Annotated in this window: 15 protein-coding genes and 1 tRNA gene; 9 read left to right on the top strand and 7 right to left on the bottom strand. The window is 64.5% G+C overall.

Going from position 1 to position 17,036, the window contains the following annotated elements:
• Window positions 1–16: 16 nt before the first annotated feature.
• On the bottom strand, window positions 17–880 hold the full coding sequence (locus C484_RS02810) for a polymer-forming cytoskeletal protein (protein WP_006824461.1): 864 nt from the start codon (window positions 878–880) through the stop codon (window positions 17–19).
• A gap of 161 nt (window positions 881–1,041) precedes the next feature.
• Between C484_RS02810 and C484_RS02805 the strand changes: the two genes are divergently transcribed.
• The 3 genes from C484_RS02805 (at window position 1,042) to C484_RS02795 (ending at window position 3,511) form a co-directional block, all read left to right on the top strand.
• Entirely contained in the window at window positions 1,042–1,239 is a 198-nt protein-coding gene (locus C484_RS02805) for a DUF5800 family protein (protein WP_006824460.1), read from the top strand.
• A gap of 269 nt (window positions 1,240–1,508) precedes the next feature.
• Window positions 1,509–2,339 carry a YgaP-like transmembrane domain gene (locus C484_RS02800; RefSeq protein WP_006824459.1) on the top strand — a complete coding sequence of 277 codons (831 nt, stop codon included), beginning with the start codon at window positions 1,509–1,511 and terminating at the stop codon, window positions 2,337–2,339.
• A gap of 2 nt (window positions 2,340–2,341) precedes the next feature.
• Window positions 2,342–3,511, top strand: coding sequence for a zinc-dependent alcohol dehydrogenase (locus tag C484_RS02795; RefSeq protein WP_006824458.1), 1,170 nt, complete (start codon window positions 2,342–2,344; stop codon window positions 3,509–3,511).
• 30 nt (window positions 3,512–3,541) lie between these two features.
• Here C484_RS02795 and C484_RS02790 read toward each other — a convergent pair whose 3' ends face one another.
• Window positions 3,542–4,720, bottom strand: coding sequence for a saccharopine dehydrogenase family protein (locus tag C484_RS02790; RefSeq protein WP_006824457.1), 1,179 nt, complete (start codon window positions 4,718–4,720; stop codon window positions 3,542–3,544).
• 87 nt (window positions 4,721–4,807) lie between these two features.
• Window positions 4,808–5,395 carry a DUF7097 family protein gene (locus C484_RS02785; RefSeq protein ID WP_006824456.1) on the bottom strand — a complete coding sequence of 196 codons (588 nt, stop codon included), beginning with the start codon at window positions 5,393–5,395 and terminating at the stop codon, window positions 4,808–4,810.
• A 183-nt stretch (window positions 5,396–5,578) separates the two neighbouring features.
• Between C484_RS02785 and C484_RS02780 the strand changes: the two genes are divergently transcribed.
• Window positions 5,579–5,935: a DUF192 domain-containing protein gene (locus C484_RS02780; RefSeq protein WP_006824455.1), complete on the top strand. Its 357-nt coding sequence runs from the start codon at window positions 5,579–5,581 to the stop codon at window positions 5,933–5,935.
• Window positions 5,936–6,160: 225 nt separating this feature from the next.
• The gene (locus C484_RS02775; protein ID WP_006824454.1) at window positions 6,161–7,690 is read left to right on the top strand and encodes a (R)-citramalate synthase; all 1,530 of its coding nucleotides are present in this window, start codon (window positions 6,161–6,163) and stop codon (window positions 7,688–7,690) included.
• A 144-nt stretch (window positions 7,691–7,834) separates the two neighbouring features.
• Here C484_RS02775 and C484_RS02770 read toward each other — a convergent pair whose 3' ends face one another.
• From C484_RS02770 to C484_RS02760, 3 genes are all read right to left on the bottom strand, one after another.
• Complete coding sequence (locus tag C484_RS02770; RefSeq protein WP_006824453.1) at window positions 7,835–8,038, bottom strand: hypothetical protein; 204 nt, start codon at window positions 8,036–8,038, stop codon at window positions 7,835–7,837.
• A 55-nt stretch (window positions 8,039–8,093) separates the two neighbouring features.
• Window positions 8,094–9,641 carry a 4Fe-4S ferredoxin N-terminal domain-containing protein gene (locus C484_RS02765; RefSeq protein ID WP_006824452.1) on the bottom strand — a complete coding sequence of 516 codons (1,548 nt, stop codon included), beginning with the start codon at window positions 9,639–9,641 and terminating at the stop codon, window positions 8,094–8,096.
• 368 nt (window positions 9,642–10,009) lie between these two features.
• A tRNA-Ser gene (locus C484_RS02760) sits at window positions 10,010–10,094 on the bottom strand.
• A 211-nt stretch (window positions 10,095–10,305) separates the two neighbouring features.
• Between C484_RS02760 and C484_RS02755 the strand changes: the two genes are divergently transcribed.
• Entirely contained in the window at window positions 10,306–11,274 is a 969-nt protein-coding gene (locus C484_RS02755) for an AAA family ATPase (protein WP_006824451.1), read from the top strand.
• 33 nt (window positions 11,275–11,307) lie between these two features.
• Here C484_RS02755 and ppc read toward each other — a convergent pair whose 3' ends face one another.
• Complete coding sequence (gene ppc / locus C484_RS02750) at window positions 11,308–13,998, bottom strand: phosphoenolpyruvate carboxylase (RefSeq protein WP_006824450.1); 2,691 nt, start codon at window positions 13,996–13,998, stop codon at window positions 11,308–11,310.
• Between the two features lie 631 nt (window positions 13,999–14,629).
• Here ppc and C484_RS02745 point away from each other — a divergent pair.
• From C484_RS02745 to C484_RS02735, 3 genes are all read left to right on the top strand, one after another.
• Window positions 14,630–15,310 carry a class I SAM-dependent methyltransferase gene (locus tag C484_RS02745; RefSeq protein WP_006824449.1) on the top strand — a complete coding sequence of 227 codons (681 nt, stop codon included), beginning with the start codon at window positions 14,630–14,632 and terminating at the stop codon, window positions 15,308–15,310.
• A 52-nt stretch (window positions 15,311–15,362) separates the two neighbouring features.
• Window positions 15,363–16,058, top strand: a complete 696-nt coding sequence (locus tag C484_RS02740; protein ID WP_006824448.1) for a creatininase family protein — start codon at window positions 15,363–15,365, stop codon at window positions 16,056–16,058.
• A 289-nt stretch (window positions 16,059–16,347) separates the two neighbouring features.
• Complete coding sequence (locus C484_RS02735) at window positions 16,348–17,028, top strand: class I SAM-dependent methyltransferase (RefSeq protein WP_006824447.1); 681 nt, start codon at window positions 16,348–16,350, stop codon at window positions 17,026–17,028.
• Window positions 17,029–17,036 lie beyond the last annotated feature (8 nt).

Below are 17,036 nucleotides of genomic sequence, written 5' to 3'. Positions count from 1 at the left end.
GGCGCTAAAATGGAACCTACTCGAGATCGCGCTCGCCCGTCGCCATCGTAATTTCGCCGTCGGCCCGGATCGTGCCGTCGATTTCGGCACCGGGCCCGAGTTCGAGATCGGCACACGACACGTCGCCGAGGATGCGCGCGTCGTCGGTGATCGTGACGTCGCCGTTTCGCGTCGTCAGGTCGCCGTGGATGCGCGTTCCGTTGCCAACGGTTACGTTATCACGGGCGCGGAGACTCCCGAAGATGTTGCAGTCGCTTCCAACGGCGATCGTTTCGGCGCGGACGTTGCCGTGCAGACGGCAGTCGTCGCCGATCGTCGCGGGCGTCGAGACGCGCCAGGCGTCGTCGCCGACCGTCGCGTTCCCGGGGATGACAAGCGGCTCCGTGTCGGGGTCGTCTTCGTCCGCATCCTCGTCGACGAGTTCGGAGATCAGCCGCTGGGCGGTGTCTTCCTCGCCGATCAGGAGGAGGTGTTTGAGGTAGACGAACATGAGGACGATCGTCGGCATGGGGTTGCGGATGACGATCCAGCCGTTGGCCTCGAATCCCTCTTCGATATCCACGTCGTCGCCGATATCCAGGTCGCCGGCAACTTTGAGTTTGCCTGCGATATGCACTCGCTCGCCGATATAGGCATCTTGGCCGACGAGAACGTTCTCCGCAACGTCACACCACATGTCGAGTCGACAGTCGCCTCCGGCTTCGATCTCGCCGTCGACGGAGACGCCCTCGCCGGCGAGGACGTTGCGACCGCGCACACCGAACTCGATGGTCGAGCGACTGCCGATCAGTACGTCTCCATCGGTTTCGAGCGCGACTTCCTTGGCTTCCGTCCCGTCAGGAACGACGAGTTCGTCGAGTGGGTCCCTGTGTCCGGCCACACTCTCACCCAATGTGAGTGCCCGGTAATAAACCTCGCGCGTCGTCCGCCGTTCGTCTGACGCCTGTTAGCGCGGTATCATCACAGCCGCTATCCGAACGGGGCTGTCGGTCCGTGGTAGCGTTCGGTTCCTTTTATATTCCCCATCACATACACCAGGCCATGACAACGCTTGCATTCGACGACGACGGCGTCGATGTCGTCTACGAGGGCACCGAGTTTCGCCTCGACCGCGAACTCATCGAAGAAGCCGTCGAGAAGTCCTACTACGACGTAACCGATCACGAGGTCCTGCAGATGGTCGCCGAGCAGCCGAACCTCCAGGGCGAACCGCGCCGCGTCGGCGATATTCTCGCGTAGCGCGCGAACTCGCGCCGAACTCGCGTCGACAGGTCATCAGACAGTCGTCAGTCGGTTTTCCGTTCCCGTTCGCCGCATTCGTTCCCGAGTCACGTCCAGCGTTGCACTTGCAGCCCGAATCACCAATGGATCGGTTCACCCGATTACGTATCGGACTGAGACGCTATGGAACGAGTTAAACTGGCGTACGTCGGCGACGAGCGGCGGACGTATCGACCGGACGGGACGGAACTTGCTTTCGCGCGGAGAACCAGCCCGACGGTGGAACCATGACCGCCCAGCCGAACGACACCTCGCTCGCGATGTCGGACGAGCCAGCCACGCCCTCGAGTCGTTCCGAATCCGGTCCGACCGGCAACGTCGGACGCTGGGACCGACTCGGCTCCGCCGCGCTCGGCGGTATCCTCCTCGTCCGCGGGCTCCGGAAACGCTCGCTCGGCGGCGCAGCGATGGCACTCGTCGGCGGGGCATTGGTTTCCCGTGGCGCGCGCGGTCACAGTCACCTGTACCGCCGTCTCGGCGTGAACACGGCGAGCGACGAGTACCGAGATGCCGAAACACGAACTGACTCCGCCACGGTCGAACGCTCGATCACCATCGGGAAGCCGGCAGACGAACTCGTCTCGTACTGGCGGGACCCCGAGCAGTTGTCGCAACTCGTCGGCCACTTCGCCGACGTGACCACCTGGGGCGAGGACCGATACAACTGGCGCGTATACGGCCCGTTCGGGCAGACGATCGAGTGGGATACGCAACTCGTCTCGGATCGGCCCGACACGGAGCAGCCCGACGGTGACCAGCCGGACGCGGCTCACTCCGATGACCTGCACTGGGAGACGATAGAGGATGCGCCGATTCCTCACGACGGAACGGTCGAGTTCCGTCCGGCACCGGGCGACCGCGGAACCGAGGTGACGCTTCGGGTGCAGTACGACCCGCCCGGCGGTGCACTCGGCACTGCAGTCATGCGATGGCTCGATGTCGCCCCCGACGTACTCGTCGGCACGACACTTCGTCGGTTCAAGAGCCTCGCCGAAACGGGAGAAATCCCGACGCTCGAGGCCAACCCCTCCGCTCGCGGAGCGGGTGATCTGGTATGAGCATGCGCGCACTATGCTGGCACGACGTCAACGATCTGCGCGTCGACGACGTGCCCGAACCCGAACTCGTCAACCCGCGAGATGTCGTCCTGCGAGTGACGCTGACGACGGCCTGCGGGTCGGACCTGCACTTCATCGACGGCTATCTCCCTACCATGCGCGAGGGCGACGTGATCGGCCACGAGTTCATGGGCGAGGTCGCGGAAGTCGGCCGCAAGGTCGAGAGCGTCGAGGAGGGGGACCGCGTCGTCGTCCCCTCGTTCATCGGCTGCGGGAGCTGTGGCTACTGCCAGGGTGACCTCTGGTCGCTCTGTGACAATACGAACCCGAACGCGGCGCTGCAAGAGCCCGTTCTCGGTGACACGACCGCCGGAATCTACGGCTACACGCACGCCTTCGGCGGCTACGCGGGATCACACGCCGAGTACGTCCGAGTGCCCCACGCCGACGAGAACTGTTTTCACGTGCCCGAGGAACTCGACGACGAGCAGGCGCTGTTCGCCTCCGACGCCTGGGCGACGGGCTACATGGGCGCTGACTTCTGCGACATCGAGGAGGGAGACACCGTCGCCGTCTGGGGCTGCGGCGGCGTCGGACTGATGGCCCAGCAGAGCGCCGCCCTCATGGGTGCCGAGCGCGTGATCGGGATCGACCGGTTCCCGGAGCGGCTGCGACTCGCCGAGCGGGAGGCGGGCTCGGAGACGATCGACTACACCGCGGTCGACAGCGTCGTCGACACGCTCAAAGCCATGACCGGCGGGCGCGGTCCGGACGCCTGCATCGACGCGGTCGGCATGGAGGCCCACGGAACCGGCCCGGCTCACGCCTACGACCGCGCGAAGCAGCAACTGAAGTTACACACCGACCGCGGCGAGGCGCTCCGCCAGGCCATCGTCGCCTGCCGCAAGGGCGGCACCCTCTCGATACTGGGCGTTTACGGGCTGATGGACAAGTTCCCGCTCGGAATCGTCATGAACAAGGGGCTTACCGTGCGCACGGCCCAACAACACGGCCAGCGGTACGTGCCGGACCTGCTCGAGTACGCGGCCGAGGGCGAGATGGACCCCTCGTACCTGGCGACCCACGAACTCGAACTCGAGGAATCCCCGCGGGGATACGATCTGTTCAAGCACAAGGAAGACGGCTGCGTTCGGCCGGTGTTCGTGCCGTAAGGTCGACCCAGTCCCGGTCTCCCTGGCGGCTCACGACGGTACGTCGACCGCTGGCGAGTCGGATTCGGGCGTCGACTCGTCGAAGAACCCCGCGACGCCCTCGAGTTCGAGAACGAACTCGGGTCCGAACGCGCCGGCTGGCGTCCGGAAACCGTCCTCGACCTCGCCGTCGAGGATGCGCTCGGTGGCCGCGACGGCGGCGTCGACGGTGACGACGTAGGGGTCCGGCGTTTGCAGGCGAGAGACCGCTCGCTCGACACCGTTCGTGTCTTCGCCATCGGCGTCAGCATCGTCCGCGGCTCCGGATCCGCGCTCGTCGTCACCCTCCTCACCTTCGACCCGCGCCTCGCCCCAGAGGTACGCCGAGCCGCGCTTTCGCGACCACGAGGCGGGTCCCTCGCGGACCAGCCCCGCGAGTTGCTTCATGCCCTCTCGGACGGGCGTCGCGTCGAGCAGCGGCGCGAGGTACCGGTGGGATTGCAGCGCGAGCCGTGCGGGCTGGGGTGCGATCGCGTAGACGAAGACGTTGGGGACCCCGGTCGTGTAGTGAGCCGTCGATATGTCCCCCATCGGCATCGTCACTGCGGAGCGTTTGCCGCGGCCGAAGTCGATGCGCCGCGTTCGCCACGCGGCCGGAACGTGTTCGAGTCGGCCGTCGCGGTAGATCGCACCGCCGTCCTTGATCCCTTCGATGACCGTCCTGACCGTGCCGATCGACGGCGGGCGAAACGAGTCGACGCCCAGTTCGAGGGTGTCGGCTTCGGGGAGGCGCTCTGCAAGGTGGGCGGCGAGGCAGTCCATCGGCACCGCGGAGAATCCGACCGCCGGGAGAAGCGTGACGCCGGCGTCGCTCGCGTCGCCGTCTCGCTTTCTGATGCCCTCGATAACGGGGATTTCGCCGGTGATGTCGACGTAGTCCGTGCCGGTTCGCAGACAGCCCTCGACGAGCGGGTCCGCCGTGTTCGAGAACGGGCCGGCGCAGTTCAACACGCAGTCGAGATTGTCATCGTCGAGCGCGTCGGTGACGACGGCCGGGTCTTCGAGGGGGAACGCGCGGCCGGGCCGCTCGAGTTCGTCGACCTGCTCCGCGAGCGCCTCGCGGTCGCGGCCGGCGAGGAGCACGTCGAGGTCGCGGTCGATTGCCTTCCGTGCGACCAGGTTTCCGACGAACCCGTAGGAGCCGTACAGCAGGACTGATGGTGAGGACATACGCACGAATCCGATTCCCCGGTGGGTAAACGATGGCCCGGCGAGCGCCGCCCGACGCCAGCGAGTCGACCGACTCGAGATCGGGCGTTACTCGTCGTCGCCGTCGCGGTCGTACCGCTCCGCCGCGGATTCGAATCCGAACTCGTCGCGCTCGCGGCCGCGCCGTCCTTCGAGTTCGGCGATCGCCTCGGGGTCGGGTGCGGCGTCGTCGGTGATCCGCGCCCACGAGTTGTGGACCTTGGCGTGACACCAGCGACAGAGGTAGATCGTAATCTCGTGGGAGAGCGTCTCGCCGTCGTTGGCGTCTTCGGAACGCGCCGCGTTCTGATTGCTCGATGGACGATGCCCATCGCTGTAGGACAGGTGGTGTTCCTCGAGTAACGGCCGTTCGTCGTCGTGGGCAAGCCGTTTCTCGGCAAGCCCGCAGCGGACACACTCGCGGTCGCGGTTGCGCGAGCGAAAGTGCGGACAGTCGGCCCACGTCTCGTCAGTCTCGGGATCGACGACGGGACAGGCGTAGTCCTCGTCGGCGCGCTCGCGAGCGAACTCGGGATCGTGCTCGTAGTAGTCGAAGGCGTACCGACACTGCCCTTCACCCGTGAGATGATCGCAGACGCCGGCGAACTCGTAGGGGTCGTCGACGCCGACGGACGTGCCGTTTGGCGTTCGCTCCATCCTCGAACCGAACCAGGGCGTCGATCGGTTTGAACCCCTCGGAGCCTCTCGGAATCACTCGGAACCACGTGGAACCACTCGGAATCTACCTCGCCCTCGGGACGACATCGGCGACTCGCGAGACGGCGCTTCGAGCCGCCGAAATCGGCAGTCTTTTTGCCATCTGCGCATCGATTCGCGGTCGTGCACCTCGTCCACGACGCCAACGCGAGAGACGGCGCGACGGTACTCGCCTCGCAGGTCGAACTCGCGGACTCGCTACTCGCCCAGACGCGCGGGCTCATGTTCCGCCGGTCGCTCCCCGACGAGTTCGCCCTCGCGTTTCGGTTCGACGCCGCGAGCACCCGTGACGTACACATGCTGTTCGTCTTCGTGCCGCTCGACGTGGTCTGGGTCGTCGACGGCGTCGTCCAGCGGATCGAACGCCTCCGGCCGTGGCTCGGCTTCGCCCGCGAGCGAGCGGACACGATCCTCGAATTGCCGGCGGGGGCTGCAGACGGGGTCGAACCCGGCGACGAACTCGTACTCGCGGACGAGTAGTCCGAACGCGGCCGTCGCAGATAGTACCGTCACCGGCGCGTTTAAGGGGGTGTGCCACGGTAGACCGAGGTACAATGGCACGAGATTCCGTCTCATCGCCGGAGGATAGAGGAAGTCGGGGCGACCCGGCTGGACGCGAAATTCTACGGCGAACGTAGTCACACCGCATCGTTCTGTGGTACTGCTTCTCTACAACCCGCGACAGAAACTGCACCTGATTCTGACATGACTTCGCTCACCCCCGACCAGACGATTCACCCGGACCGAACCGTTCGACTACTCGATACTACGCTTCGCGACGGCGAGCAGGCACCCGGCGTCTCCCTCTCGCCCGACGAGAAGGTCGACCTCGCCCGGGGACTCGAACGCGCCGGCGTCGCCGTCATCGAAGCCGGCAGCGCCTGTACCGGCGCGGGTGAGCGACGAGCTATCTCGCGGGTCACCGACCTTGACCTCGACGCCCGCGTCACCAGTTTCTGCCGCGGGATGCAGACCGATATCGACCTCGCGCTCGAGTGCGCCGTCGACGGCGTCCACATCGTCGTCCCCTCGAGCGACCGCCACGTCGAAGGCAAGGTCGGCACCTCCCGCGAGGACAACCTCGCGACGACGGCCGAACTCGTCGCGTACGCGACCGACCACGACCTCTGGGTCGAAGTCATCGGCGAAGACGGCTCCCGAGCCGACCTCGACTACCTGGAGGCGTTAGCCGAAACCTCACTTGAGGCTGGCGCGGACCGCTTCTGTTTCGCCGACACAGTCGGCCATACAGGCCCCGAACGGACCATCGAGGCCGTCTCCCGGCTCGCCGATCTCGGCCCCGTCAGCGCCCACACCCACGACGACCTCGGTCTCGGCGTCGCAAACGCGCTCGCGGCCGTCTCGGCCGGCGCAGACCTCGTCCACTGCACCGTCAACGGCCTCGGCGAACGCGCCGGGAACGTCGCCCTGGAGGAGGTCGCAATCGCCCTCTCACACGTCTACGACGTGGAGACGCTCGAGCTCGACGAACTGTACGATCTCGCCCAGCGCGCCGCCCGCGCAACCGGCGTTGAACTCGCGCCGAACAAGGCCGTCATCGGCGAGAACGCCTTCACCCACGAGAGCGGCATCCACACCGACGGCACCCTCAAGGACGACAAGATGTACGAGCCCTACGCGCCCGAGACCGTCGGCCGCGAGCGACGCCTCGCCCTCGGCAAGCACACCGGCCGCGCCGGCGTCGCCGCCGCACTCGAGGAACACGACGTCGAGGCCAGCGACGAGGAAGTCGCCGAAATCGCGACCCGCGTCACCGAACTCGGCGACCGCGGCCGCCGCGTCACCGACGCCGACCTCCTCGCCATCGCCGAGGACGTAACCGGCGACGACCGCGAGCGCGTCGTCGAACTGCACGATCTCACCGCCACGAGCGGCGGCTCCGTTCCCACCGCGAGCATCCGCCTCGAAGTCGACGGTGAGGACCGCGTCGCCAGCGGCACCGGCTCCGGCCCCGTCGACGCCGCCGTCTCCGCCATCCGCGACGCGCTCGGGTCGAACGCCACGGCTGAACTCGAATCCTACCACGTCGATGCCGTCACGGGCGGCACCGATGCCGTCGTGACCGTCGAGGTAACCATGGTTCGAAACGACCGATCCGTGACCGTCGCCCGCAGTGAAGCGGACATCACACGGGCGAGCGTCGAAGCCATGGTTGACGCGCTCGATCGGTTGCTTGCAGTCGATCAGCAACCGCTCACGCCGGCGGACGACTGAATCCGGCAGACGACCGAATCGGTGGACAGTGGACGGTAAACGAGTGCTGCGCTTCGATTCGAGAGCATCATGCAAATGCTACCTGCCGAGAGCACCACACCGAGTGCTACACACCGAGTTCAGCCAGCGACCCGCCCTCTCGAGTCACTGAAACAGCTGTCGACTGAGCACACCCCAGGGATCGAGGAGATAGATACCGGCCAGAAAGAGCGCAAGGACGATCACGAACACCTGTGCGAGTTCACCGGCCGAACTGGGGAACCCCGAATCGAGCGACAGGGGGACGGTCATCAGCGCAGCCACCCCGATCCAGAGGGTTCCGATAAAAAGCCGATCGCGACTGATCATGTGGATGTGAACTCGTTCGTGTGCAGCGTTATGAACGCCCCGTATTCGGTGCTCGCTATAACTCGAGGCCGCCGAAGGTACGTTCGTCGGTTTCGTCCATCCGGTTATCGACCAGATTGACATCGTCGTAGGCGACCGGGCCCTCGACCTGTTCGGCCTCGGAACCGGGTTGGTTGCCGAGATAGGTGACGTTCGGGTTGGTGTTGTACTCTTCGAGGAGTTTGAACGATGAGGAGTTATCGCCGTACTCGCCGCGCAACAGTCGCATCGCGTCCTCTTCGGTCATGCCGTCCTCGTCGTCCTCGCCCGCCAGTTCCTCCTCGCCCTCGACGATTGCAATGGCTTCCTGCAGTTCCTCGTCGTCGGGGTCGTGTTCGAGCGCTCGCGCGAGCGGGACGTTCTCGATGTACTGCTGGGGATCGCTGTCGGGATCGTTCATATTCCCGAACTGGATCGCGCCGGGCGGACAGGCTTCTTCGCAGGCGGTCGTCCCGACCATCTCCTCGCCCATATTGCCGTCCTGGCGGGCCGGATCGAAGATGCACTTCTCCATGACGCCGCGCGGACCGCGGCCACTCACCCAGCGGCCGCGCTCGTCGTACATCATGTCCTCGCCGAGGTCCTCTGAGGGCGCCTCGGACTCCGGGTCTTCCCACTGGAAGTAGTTGACGCCGTAGGGACAGGCAACCTGGCAGTACCGACAGCCGATACAGACGTTGTAATCCGTCAGAACGAGGCCACCGTCCTCGCGGGTATGGCGGGCCGTCGTCGGACAGACCTTTTCGCAGGGCGCATCAGTACAGTGCTGGCAGGGTCGGATCAGGTAGTTGAAATCCCGCGTGTCCTCGAACTCGTCGGCATCAGGAGATTCGACGGTTCCGTCGTCGTAGGCGAGGATGTACATCCAGTTCGCGCCGTCGTTCCAGTTGTGCTCGTCGTTGCAGGCGACCACACAGGAGAGACAGCCGTCACAGGTTTCGTGGTCGAGAACCATCCCCCACTGCGTTTGGTCGCCGTCGTCTCCTCCATCTTCGTCCGTCTCGTTTTGTATCGCTCCGGCCGCCGGGTCCGACTCATCGGCGTGTGAGGCACCCCACGCGCTGAATCCGAAAATACCCGCGCTCGCACCCATCTTCGTGAGTAGCTCCCGCCGTGACTCGTCTTCCGCGCCGAACCGCGACAGCGCCCGGTCGAACCGTCCCTCCTCGCGGGCCGCCTCGACTCGCTCGGCCATCGGCCGTTCGTCCTCGCCGAACTCGTCGACGACCTCGTCATGGTATCGGTCGTAGAACGCTTCCTCAGAGAGTTCACCTTTCGTGAGCCGCATCGCGTCTCTGGCCATCTCCATGCCGAGGTCCGTGTCGTACTCGGTCTCCTCGAGCATGTCCCTGAAATCGGTCTGTGCGCTCTCGCCGAGCGGGTGGAATAGCTCTCCGGTTTCGAGGTCTGTATCGTCTGTCTGTGTATCGTCCGGCTGTGTGTCGTCTGCCGACGGTCCCTCTGATTCTCGCTTTCGATCTTGTTTCTCGGCGGAGTCATCCGGATCGGTTCGATCGCTGACCGATCGATCATCGTGCTCGTCTCGGTCACCTGGATCAGTCATCGTCGCTGCCCACCCCGCTGTCGATCGCACCCTGAATTATGACACTCATTGTCAGGGTTATCGACCAGCCCGACGTGAATAATGGGGACCCCTGCAGATGACGGCGAGCAGAGCGTGCGTTTCTCTCGTCCAGCGGCGTTCCGGTACAGCTCGTGCTCGCTACGGGTGCAGGTTGCATCCGAGACCGAGCACACGCTCCGCGGCGCTCGGAGGTAGCGTCTCGCGAAAAACGCCGAGAGGGAGATTTGAACTACGTCCGAGACCCTGCCTTCGGCAGAACCTCGGTCTCATTCAAATCTCCGGACCGTTTCAAGCGCCAAACCGATTCGCGCCACTACATATGGTCATCGGTTGTTGCTGCTGAAAAACGCCGAGAGGGAGATTTGAACTCCCGAGTCCGTGGGGACAGCAGATTTCGAATCTGCCGCCTTGGCCGGGCTAGGCTATCTCGGCTCATCCGTTGATACTCGGGTAACGTTTTTACCGGTTTCGATCTCTCTCGCAGTCTGTGGATCGGTCATGTCCAGTCGGGTGGCCGCCGTCGGCGATCATCGAACGAGGGAAGCCAGCCGAGGAACCGGTCACGAACGCGTTCCAGCGATCACGGTCCAGTAGAGCCACCAAGAGCGAAAACCATTTGACACGAGCGGCCGAGGACGCTTTCATGGACGTCACCCAGGCCAGCACCGAGTGCACGGCCGTCCTCCAGACGATCGACGACGCCGTCATCTGCGACCGATCCTTCCCCGAGGACATCCTCGTCGGGGTCGTCGGCCGCGGCCACGTCCTCGTCGAGGACGTTCCCGGCACCGGCAAGACGCTGACCGCCCGCAGCGTTGCCACCGCACTCGGCCTCTCGTTCTCCCGCATCCAGTTCACGCCCGACTTACTCCCCGCGGACGTCACCGGCACCCACATCTTCAACGAACGCGAACGCACCTTCGAGTTCAACAAGGGCCCGATCTTCGCGAACGTCGTCCTCGCAGACGAAATCAATCGCGCCCCGCCGAAGACTCAGGCCGCGCTGCTCGAGGCCATGGAAGAAGGACAGGTCACCGTCGACGGCGAAACCCGTCAGCTCCCCGACCCCTTTATCGTGATTGCCACCCAGAATCCGGTCGAACAGGAGGGGACCTTCCCGCTTCCGGAAGCCCAGGTCGATCGATTCCTCGTCAAAACGTCGATGGGCTACCCCGACGAGGCCGGCGAAGTTGAACTCTTGCGGCGGCGCGCGGATCGGGAGACGACGAGTCCGTCCGTCGAACGGGTGCTCGAACCCGAGCAGGTCGAACAGCTCCGTCGGGCTCCGGAAACGATTCGGGTTGACGAGGACTTACTGGAGTACATTGCGGCGCTCGCCCGCGAGACGCGAAGCGACGGTCGTGTCGAGGTGGGCGTCTCACCGCGTGGCACACAGCGGTTGTTCGAGGCGGCGCGGGCCTACGCGACGATTACCGGACGGTCGTACGTCACACCGGACGACATCAAGCGCGTCGCCCAGTCGGTGCTCGCCCATCGACTCGTACTGACGCCGGACGCGACCGTCAACGGGGTCGACAAATCACAGGTCGTCGACGGTGTCCTCGAGTCCGTTCCGGTCCCCACGATCGAGGCTTCGGACGAGAACGCGTAGTCGACCGGCTCTCGGTCGCGCTGTTATCCGGTGTTATCCGGTATTTTTCATCCCGGCGGCGATCCCTTTGACCGTCAATCGGAGCGTTCGCTCTTCGATGTCCGTCCGGTGCGTGCGGTTGAGCAGGTACGTCTGGAGCAGGTTAAGCGGATCGACGTAGGGGTTGCGTCGCTCCAGGTTTTCGCCCAGCCAGTCGCGGGTGTGCAGTTGCTCGCGTTGGCCGATTTGCGTGATCAGGTCGGCCGCTCGCTCGTACTCATCGAGCAGTCGCGGGAAGAACTGCTCGCGGAGATCCTCGTCCGCGAGTTCAGCGTACTGGGCTGCGATTTCGGGTTCGGTGCGAGAGAGCGAGAGTGCGGCGTTGTCGAGCGTCGTCCGGAAGAACGGCCACGACTGGTACATCTCCTGGAGGGTTTCCACGTCGCCGCCGTCGTCGAGGTACGCGTCGATCCCGGTTGCGATGGCGTACCAGCCGGGTAGGATACACCGCGATTGAGTCCAGGAGAACACCCACGGAATCGCCCGCAGGTCCTCGACGGTCCGCTCGCCGGAGCGTGAGGCGGGGCGGGATCCCAGGTCGAGGTCCTCGATGACGGTGATCGGCGTCGCCTGTTCGAAGTACTGGACGAAGCCGTTACTCTCGAGCAGGTCGCGGTACTCCTGGCGGGCGACATCGGCCATGGTCTCCATGGCGTCGACCCACTCCTCGCGGACCTCCTCTTCGGGCTGGTCTTCCGCGTAGAGACGCGCCCGAAGCTGTGCGTTGAGCATCTGTTCGATGTTGCGCTCGGCAATGCGCGGGTTGGCGTACTTCTCGGCGATCGCCTCGCCCTGCTCGGTGAACTTGACCTGGCCCGTCACGGTGCTGTTTGGCAGCGCGAGCAACGCCTCGTTCATCGGGCCACCGCCGCGCGAGATCGACCCGCCGCGGCCGTGGAACAGCCGCATCGTCACGTCGTGGTCGTCGCAGATCTCCCCGAGTCGGCGCTGGTTCTTGTACAGCGACCAGTTCGCCGCCAGGAAGCCGTTTTCCTTGTTCGAGTCCGAGTAGCCGAGCATGATCTCTTGCGTGCGGCCGCGCGCTTCGAGCGCCTTCGCGTAGGCCTCGTTCTCGAACAGCGAGCCCATGATTCGGCGTGCGCCCGAGAGTGCGTACTCGGTTTCGAGCAGCGGCACGATATCGATCCCGCAGTGTTCGGGCAGGGAGATGACGCCCGACTGATCAGCCAGGAACAGGACTTCGAGGACGTGGCTCGGCTCCTCGGTCATCGAGATGCAGTAGGTGTCGATCGCCTCGACGCCGTACTCGGTCTGCCAGTCTGCGAGCCGGTCGAACAGGCGAAGCACGCGGGCGGACTCTTCGGAGAGACCGTCGGTCGCCGTCAGGTCGATCACCGGTTCGTCCTGCAAGATCGCGTCGGTCAGCAACTCGACGCGCTCGTCCTCCGAAAGGCCGTGGTAATCGACGCCCTCCGCTTCCAGTGCCTCCGCGATCGCGTCGGTGTGTTTCTGCTGGTGATCGCGCAGGTCCAGACTCGCGAGCGAAAAGCTGAACGTCGCGACCTGTCGGCGAATCGGATCGACGTGGGCGTCGACCACGCTCTCCGCGCCGTTGTCCCTGAGGCTCGATGCGATCACCGTCAGATCCGACCGCAATTCCTCGGCGTCGTCGTACCCGCCCGGCCGCACATCGCCAACGCGATCCAGTCGCTCTCGCATCAACTTGAGCTTCTGGCGGTACGGCTCGCCCGGATACCGCTCTGCCGCGGTCTCGGCACTCCCTGGCAACCGCTCTCGATCCGCCTCGAGTTCAGCCTGGAACGCCGGTCCGGTGTCGATCCGACTGCCGTCCTGGCTCAGCACCCCCGACAGTCGCTTGAGTTGCTCGCGGTAGCGCTCGAGCACGACCGAGCGCTGCCGTTCGAGCGTCGTCGCCGTTACCTCCGGGGTCACGTACGGGTTCCCGTCGCGATCGCTTCCCGCCCACGACCTGAACTCGAATAGTTTCGGAATATCGAGATCGCCCGCAACCTCCTCGTCGATCGCGTCGGCGAACTCGTCGTAGATCTCGCCGACCACGTCGAACAGCGTATTCTGCAGATACCACTGCACGTTTCGCGCCTCGTCTTCCGGTTCCGGCTGCCGGTTTCGAACCTGCGGCGTCTGCCAGAGACTCGTCACCTCGGAGTCGACATCCTTCCAGACCTGTCGTTTCTCCTTGTCGGTGAGCAACCGTTCGTCTAAGGTTTCGAGCGCCGTCGCAATCGTCCGGAGCTTCGACTTGACCGTTTTCCGCCGCGCTTCCGTCGGGTGCGCTGTAAACGTCGGCTCGATCAATACGTCCTCGAGAACCTGCCGTACCGTCTCGATATCCTCGTCTCCGAGTTCAGCCGCCGCCGTCTCGAGACTGTCCGCGAGCGCCCCCTCCTGGGAATCGGTTCGGATAGACCGAACTCGTTCGCGTTCCTCGGCCAGATTGATGAGCTCGAAGTACGTCGTAAACGCGCGGGCGACGATCCGCTGTTGGTGGGGTGAGAGCCCCTCGAGTTCGGTGATGAGTGACTCTCTGGAGTCGAGTTCGCCCGCGCGGTAATCGATGGCTGCTTGGCGACACGACTCGACCGTTTCGAAGGCCTGGCGTGAGGTCTGCTCCTCAAGGATGTCGCCGAGTAGGGTGCCGAGTTCCCGGACATCCTGCCGGACTTCCCTGTTGTGTAGTCGCATATCATAGGGGTGTGAGTTGAACGGTAAAAAATCCTTGCAGGTGCTCAGCCGGCCATATACATCGTTTTCGATGATAGTTATCGACGATACCGGACGAACGGAACGGGTCGAATCGTGCAGGTGAATCGTCACCCGGGTTTGCAGCGCCGCTATTTGGCCAACATAGTGCAGAATTTACTACAACTGGTGTTAGTGCCTCACTCAATATTCCTTATATACGCTTATAAATCTCAGAGACCACCATTCAAAGTTAGTGTATCTTGAAATACCAGATGTGGAGATCAGTGCCGAACCGATGTCTGAACGGCGAGGGTCGAAACGAGCGAGTCCATCGGTCCGCTGGACGATGCGGCGGCGGTTGCGAGAGAAGCACGTAGCGACACCCGGTGGCACCGACCGGCGAGACGGCATCCGGCCGCCGGATACGGAATTATAAATAATATCGACTCCAAGATTAATATCACATGTCTCGAACGACGATGGGCGACGACGGCGGACGGAACCGTCTGGGAGACGCCGGCCAGAACGCACGAACGGACGCCGCCGCTGCGGGCCGGAGGACCGATATCGCGATGAGACCCGGCGGTAGGCGCTGCAGGATGTCTACCGAGCGAATCAGGGGTGACTGATAATGCCCGACTCCAACCCGTCTGCGGAGGATATCAAAGCGCACGTCCAAACGTACTGGAACGACCGCGCCGAGACGTACGACGACGACAGCCACCACGCCATCCATGACACCGAGCAACGCGAGGCGTGGCTCTCGGTTCTGCGCACGTGGACGGGTGACCCGCCACAGCAGATACTCGATCTCGGCTGCGGGACGGGCGTTATCTCGTTATTGCTCGCTGAACTCGGCCACGACGTGACGGGAGTCGATGTTTCGACCGAGATGCTCGAGCGGGCGAGAGGGAAAGCCCGTCAGGCCGAAGTGTCGCCCGAGTTCTATGCGGGTGACGCGGAGGATCTGGACGAACCCGAGAACGAGTTCGATCTGGTGACGGGCCGGCATCTCATCTGGACGCTTCCAACGCCCGCGAGCGCGATCCGGGAGTGGCAGCGAGTCGTCCGTCCCGGCGGTCGCATCGCGCTCATCGAGGGCCACTGGGACTTCCCGGAGCCGTTCGAGGGCTACGAGGCGATTCACGACGACCTGCCGCTGTACGACGGTCGTCCGCCCGCGGAGTTGGCCGCGTTCCTCACGGAGCACGGACTCGAGGCCGTCGAGTACGACCCCCTGATGGATTCGGCGCTCTGGGGCAACGAGCCGAACTACGACCAGTATATCGCGGTCGGCACCGTTCCACGATGAGCGGGCGCAAACCGTCGCTTGTATTCCGATTGCGGTTCAACAAATCAGACCGATGCACCTAGAGACGAGTTCGTGGCCGGAGATCGAAGCCGAAGCACCGACGACGGCGCTCGTTCCCGTCGGCAGCACGGAGCAACACGGTCCGCACGCACCGGTCGGTACCGATACGATCGTCGCCCGTGCGATCGCCGCTGCGGCCGACCGAGAGTGGGACGGTACGTCAGTCGTGCTCCCGCCGATTCCCGTCGGAATCGCACCCTACCACGGCCGCTTCCCCGGAACCCTGTCGATCTCGCCGGAGACGCTTCGCCGCTACGCCCGCGACATCGTCGACTCGCTAGCGAAGTCCTGTTCGAGCATCGACACGGTCGTGTTCGTCAACGGACACGGCGGAAACGGCGAGACGCTCTCACACCTGGCTCGAGAGGTGACCGAGTCGGATTCGATCGATCTCGCCGCGTACCGCTGGGAGTGGATGCGCGCTCTCGACGACCACGTCGGACACGCCGGTGAACTCGAGACAGCAGTTCTCCTTCATCTCTGTCCGGATGATGTCGATGATCCGGTCGCTGGGGACGCAACGACGTGGGCGAGCACGGTCGACGGCGGGGTTCTCCACGAGTTCACCGACGAGTTCAGCGAGAACGGCGCGGTTGGTGATGCGACGAACGCGAGTTCGGAACAGGGCGAAGAAGTGTTTGTGGCGGTCGTTGATGCGCTCGTGTCGTTTTTGGGGCGCGTGCAGTAGGGCGGGGAGCGGTGGAGTCGGCAGTGAGGGCGGTCAAGCAGGCAAGGTGAGGTGAAGGCGGCAACAGGAGCGGTAGGGGGTGAGAGCGGTACGGAATCGGTGTGATGGGAGCAGTACGGAAGCGGTGTGGGAGAGGCGGTTTCGACCGAACCGGGTCGCGCTTGGCCGTGTATGACGAAATGCAGTTAGTGGAGCGTGACGGAGTCGTGAGCATGGTTCGATACGCGCGGTGTCGTCGGCACCTGAAACGAACGGGGCAACTCCCGCGATCGATTGACGGTGATCGGTCGTGACGCGGTCGGAGCGGCCCGACGAACCGGTCAAAGCGGTTGTCCAACAGTACTGGAACGGACGGGCCGAGTCGTACGACGACGACGGTATTTCTGGCGTCCACGCCGACGAGCAGCGCGAGGCGTGGCTGTCCGTTCTCCGTCCGTGGGTCGGCGAGGGACCGCAGTCCGTCCTCGATCTCGGATGCGGAACGGGAACGCTCTCGGTGCTTTTGGCGGCGGCCGGACACGACGTGACGGGAATCGACCTCTCGCCTGAAATGCTCGGCCGCGCTCGAGAGAAGGCACAGCGGGCGGGACTGTCGATCGATTTCGGCGTCGGAGATGCCGAGCAGTTACCAGTTCCCGAGAACGGCTACGACGTGGTGACGGCGCGACACCTCATCTGGACGCTTCCGACGCCCGCGGCGGCGGTGCAGGAGTGGCGGCGGGTCGTTCGTCCCGGCGGCCGTCTCGTGCTCGTGGAGGGCTACTGGGACTTTCCGGAACCGTTCGAGGGCTACGAAACGATTCACGACGATTTGCCGCTGTACGACGGCCGTCCGCCCGCGGAGCTGGCTGCGTTTCTCAGGGAGGGGGGATTTGACACCGTCGAGTGCGAACCGCTGTCGGAGCCGGTGCTCTGGGGGGAAGAGCCGGAGCAGGAACTGTATCTCGTGGCCGTCGACGTGTCCGAATGAGGAGACGA

The sequence above is a fragment of the Natrialba taiwanensis DSM 12281 genome (genome assembly GCF_000337595.1).
Lineage (GTDB): Archaea > Halobacteriota > Halobacteria > Halobacteriales > Natrialbaceae > Natrialba > Natrialba taiwanensis.
The sequence above is the reverse complement of the archived record's forward strand: the minus strand, read 5'-3'. Positions and strand labels throughout refer to the sequence as shown.

Coding starts and splice junctions, on each gene's coding strand:
- C484_RS02805 (WP_006824460.1), top strand. CDS start 1,042: ATGACAACGCTTGCATTCGACGACGACGGCGTCGATGTCGTCTACGAG.
- C484_RS02800 (WP_006824459.1), top strand. CDS start 1,509: ATGACCGCCCAGCCGAACGACACCTCGCTCGCGATGTCGGACGAGCCA.
- C484_RS02795 (WP_006824458.1), top strand. CDS start 2,342: ATGCGCGCACTATGCTGGCACGACGTCAACGATCTGCGCGTCGACGAC.
- C484_RS02790 (WP_006824457.1), bottom strand. CDS start 4,720: ATGTCCTCACCATCAGTCCTGCTGTACGGCTCCTACGGGTTCGTCGGA.
- C484_RS02785 (WP_006824456.1), bottom strand. CDS start 5,395: ATGGAGCGAACGCCAAACGGCACGTCCGTCGGCGTCGACGACCCCTAC.
- C484_RS02775 (WP_006824454.1), top strand. CDS start 6,161: ATGACTTCGCTCACCCCCGACCAGACGATTCACCCGGACCGAACCGTT.
- C484_RS02770 (WP_006824453.1), bottom strand. CDS start 8,038: ATGATCAGTCGCGATCGGCTTTTTATCGGAACCCTCTGGATCGGGGTG.
- C484_RS02765 (WP_006824452.1), bottom strand. CDS start 9,641: ATGACTGATCCAGGTGACCGAGACGAGCACGATGATCGATCGGTCAGC.
- C484_RS02755 (WP_006824451.1), top strand. CDS start 10,306: ATGGACGTCACCCAGGCCAGCACCGAGTGCACGGCCGTCCTCCAGACG.
- ppc (WP_006824450.1), bottom strand. CDS start 13,998: ATGCGACTACACAACAGGGAAGTCCGGCAGGATGTCCGGGAACTCGGC.
- C484_RS02745 (WP_006824449.1), top strand. CDS start 14,630: ATGCCCGACTCCAACCCGTCTGCGGAGGATATCAAAGCGCACGTCCAA.
- C484_RS02740 (WP_006824448.1), top strand. CDS start 15,363: ATGCACCTAGAGACGAGTTCGTGGCCGGAGATCGAAGCCGAAGCACCG.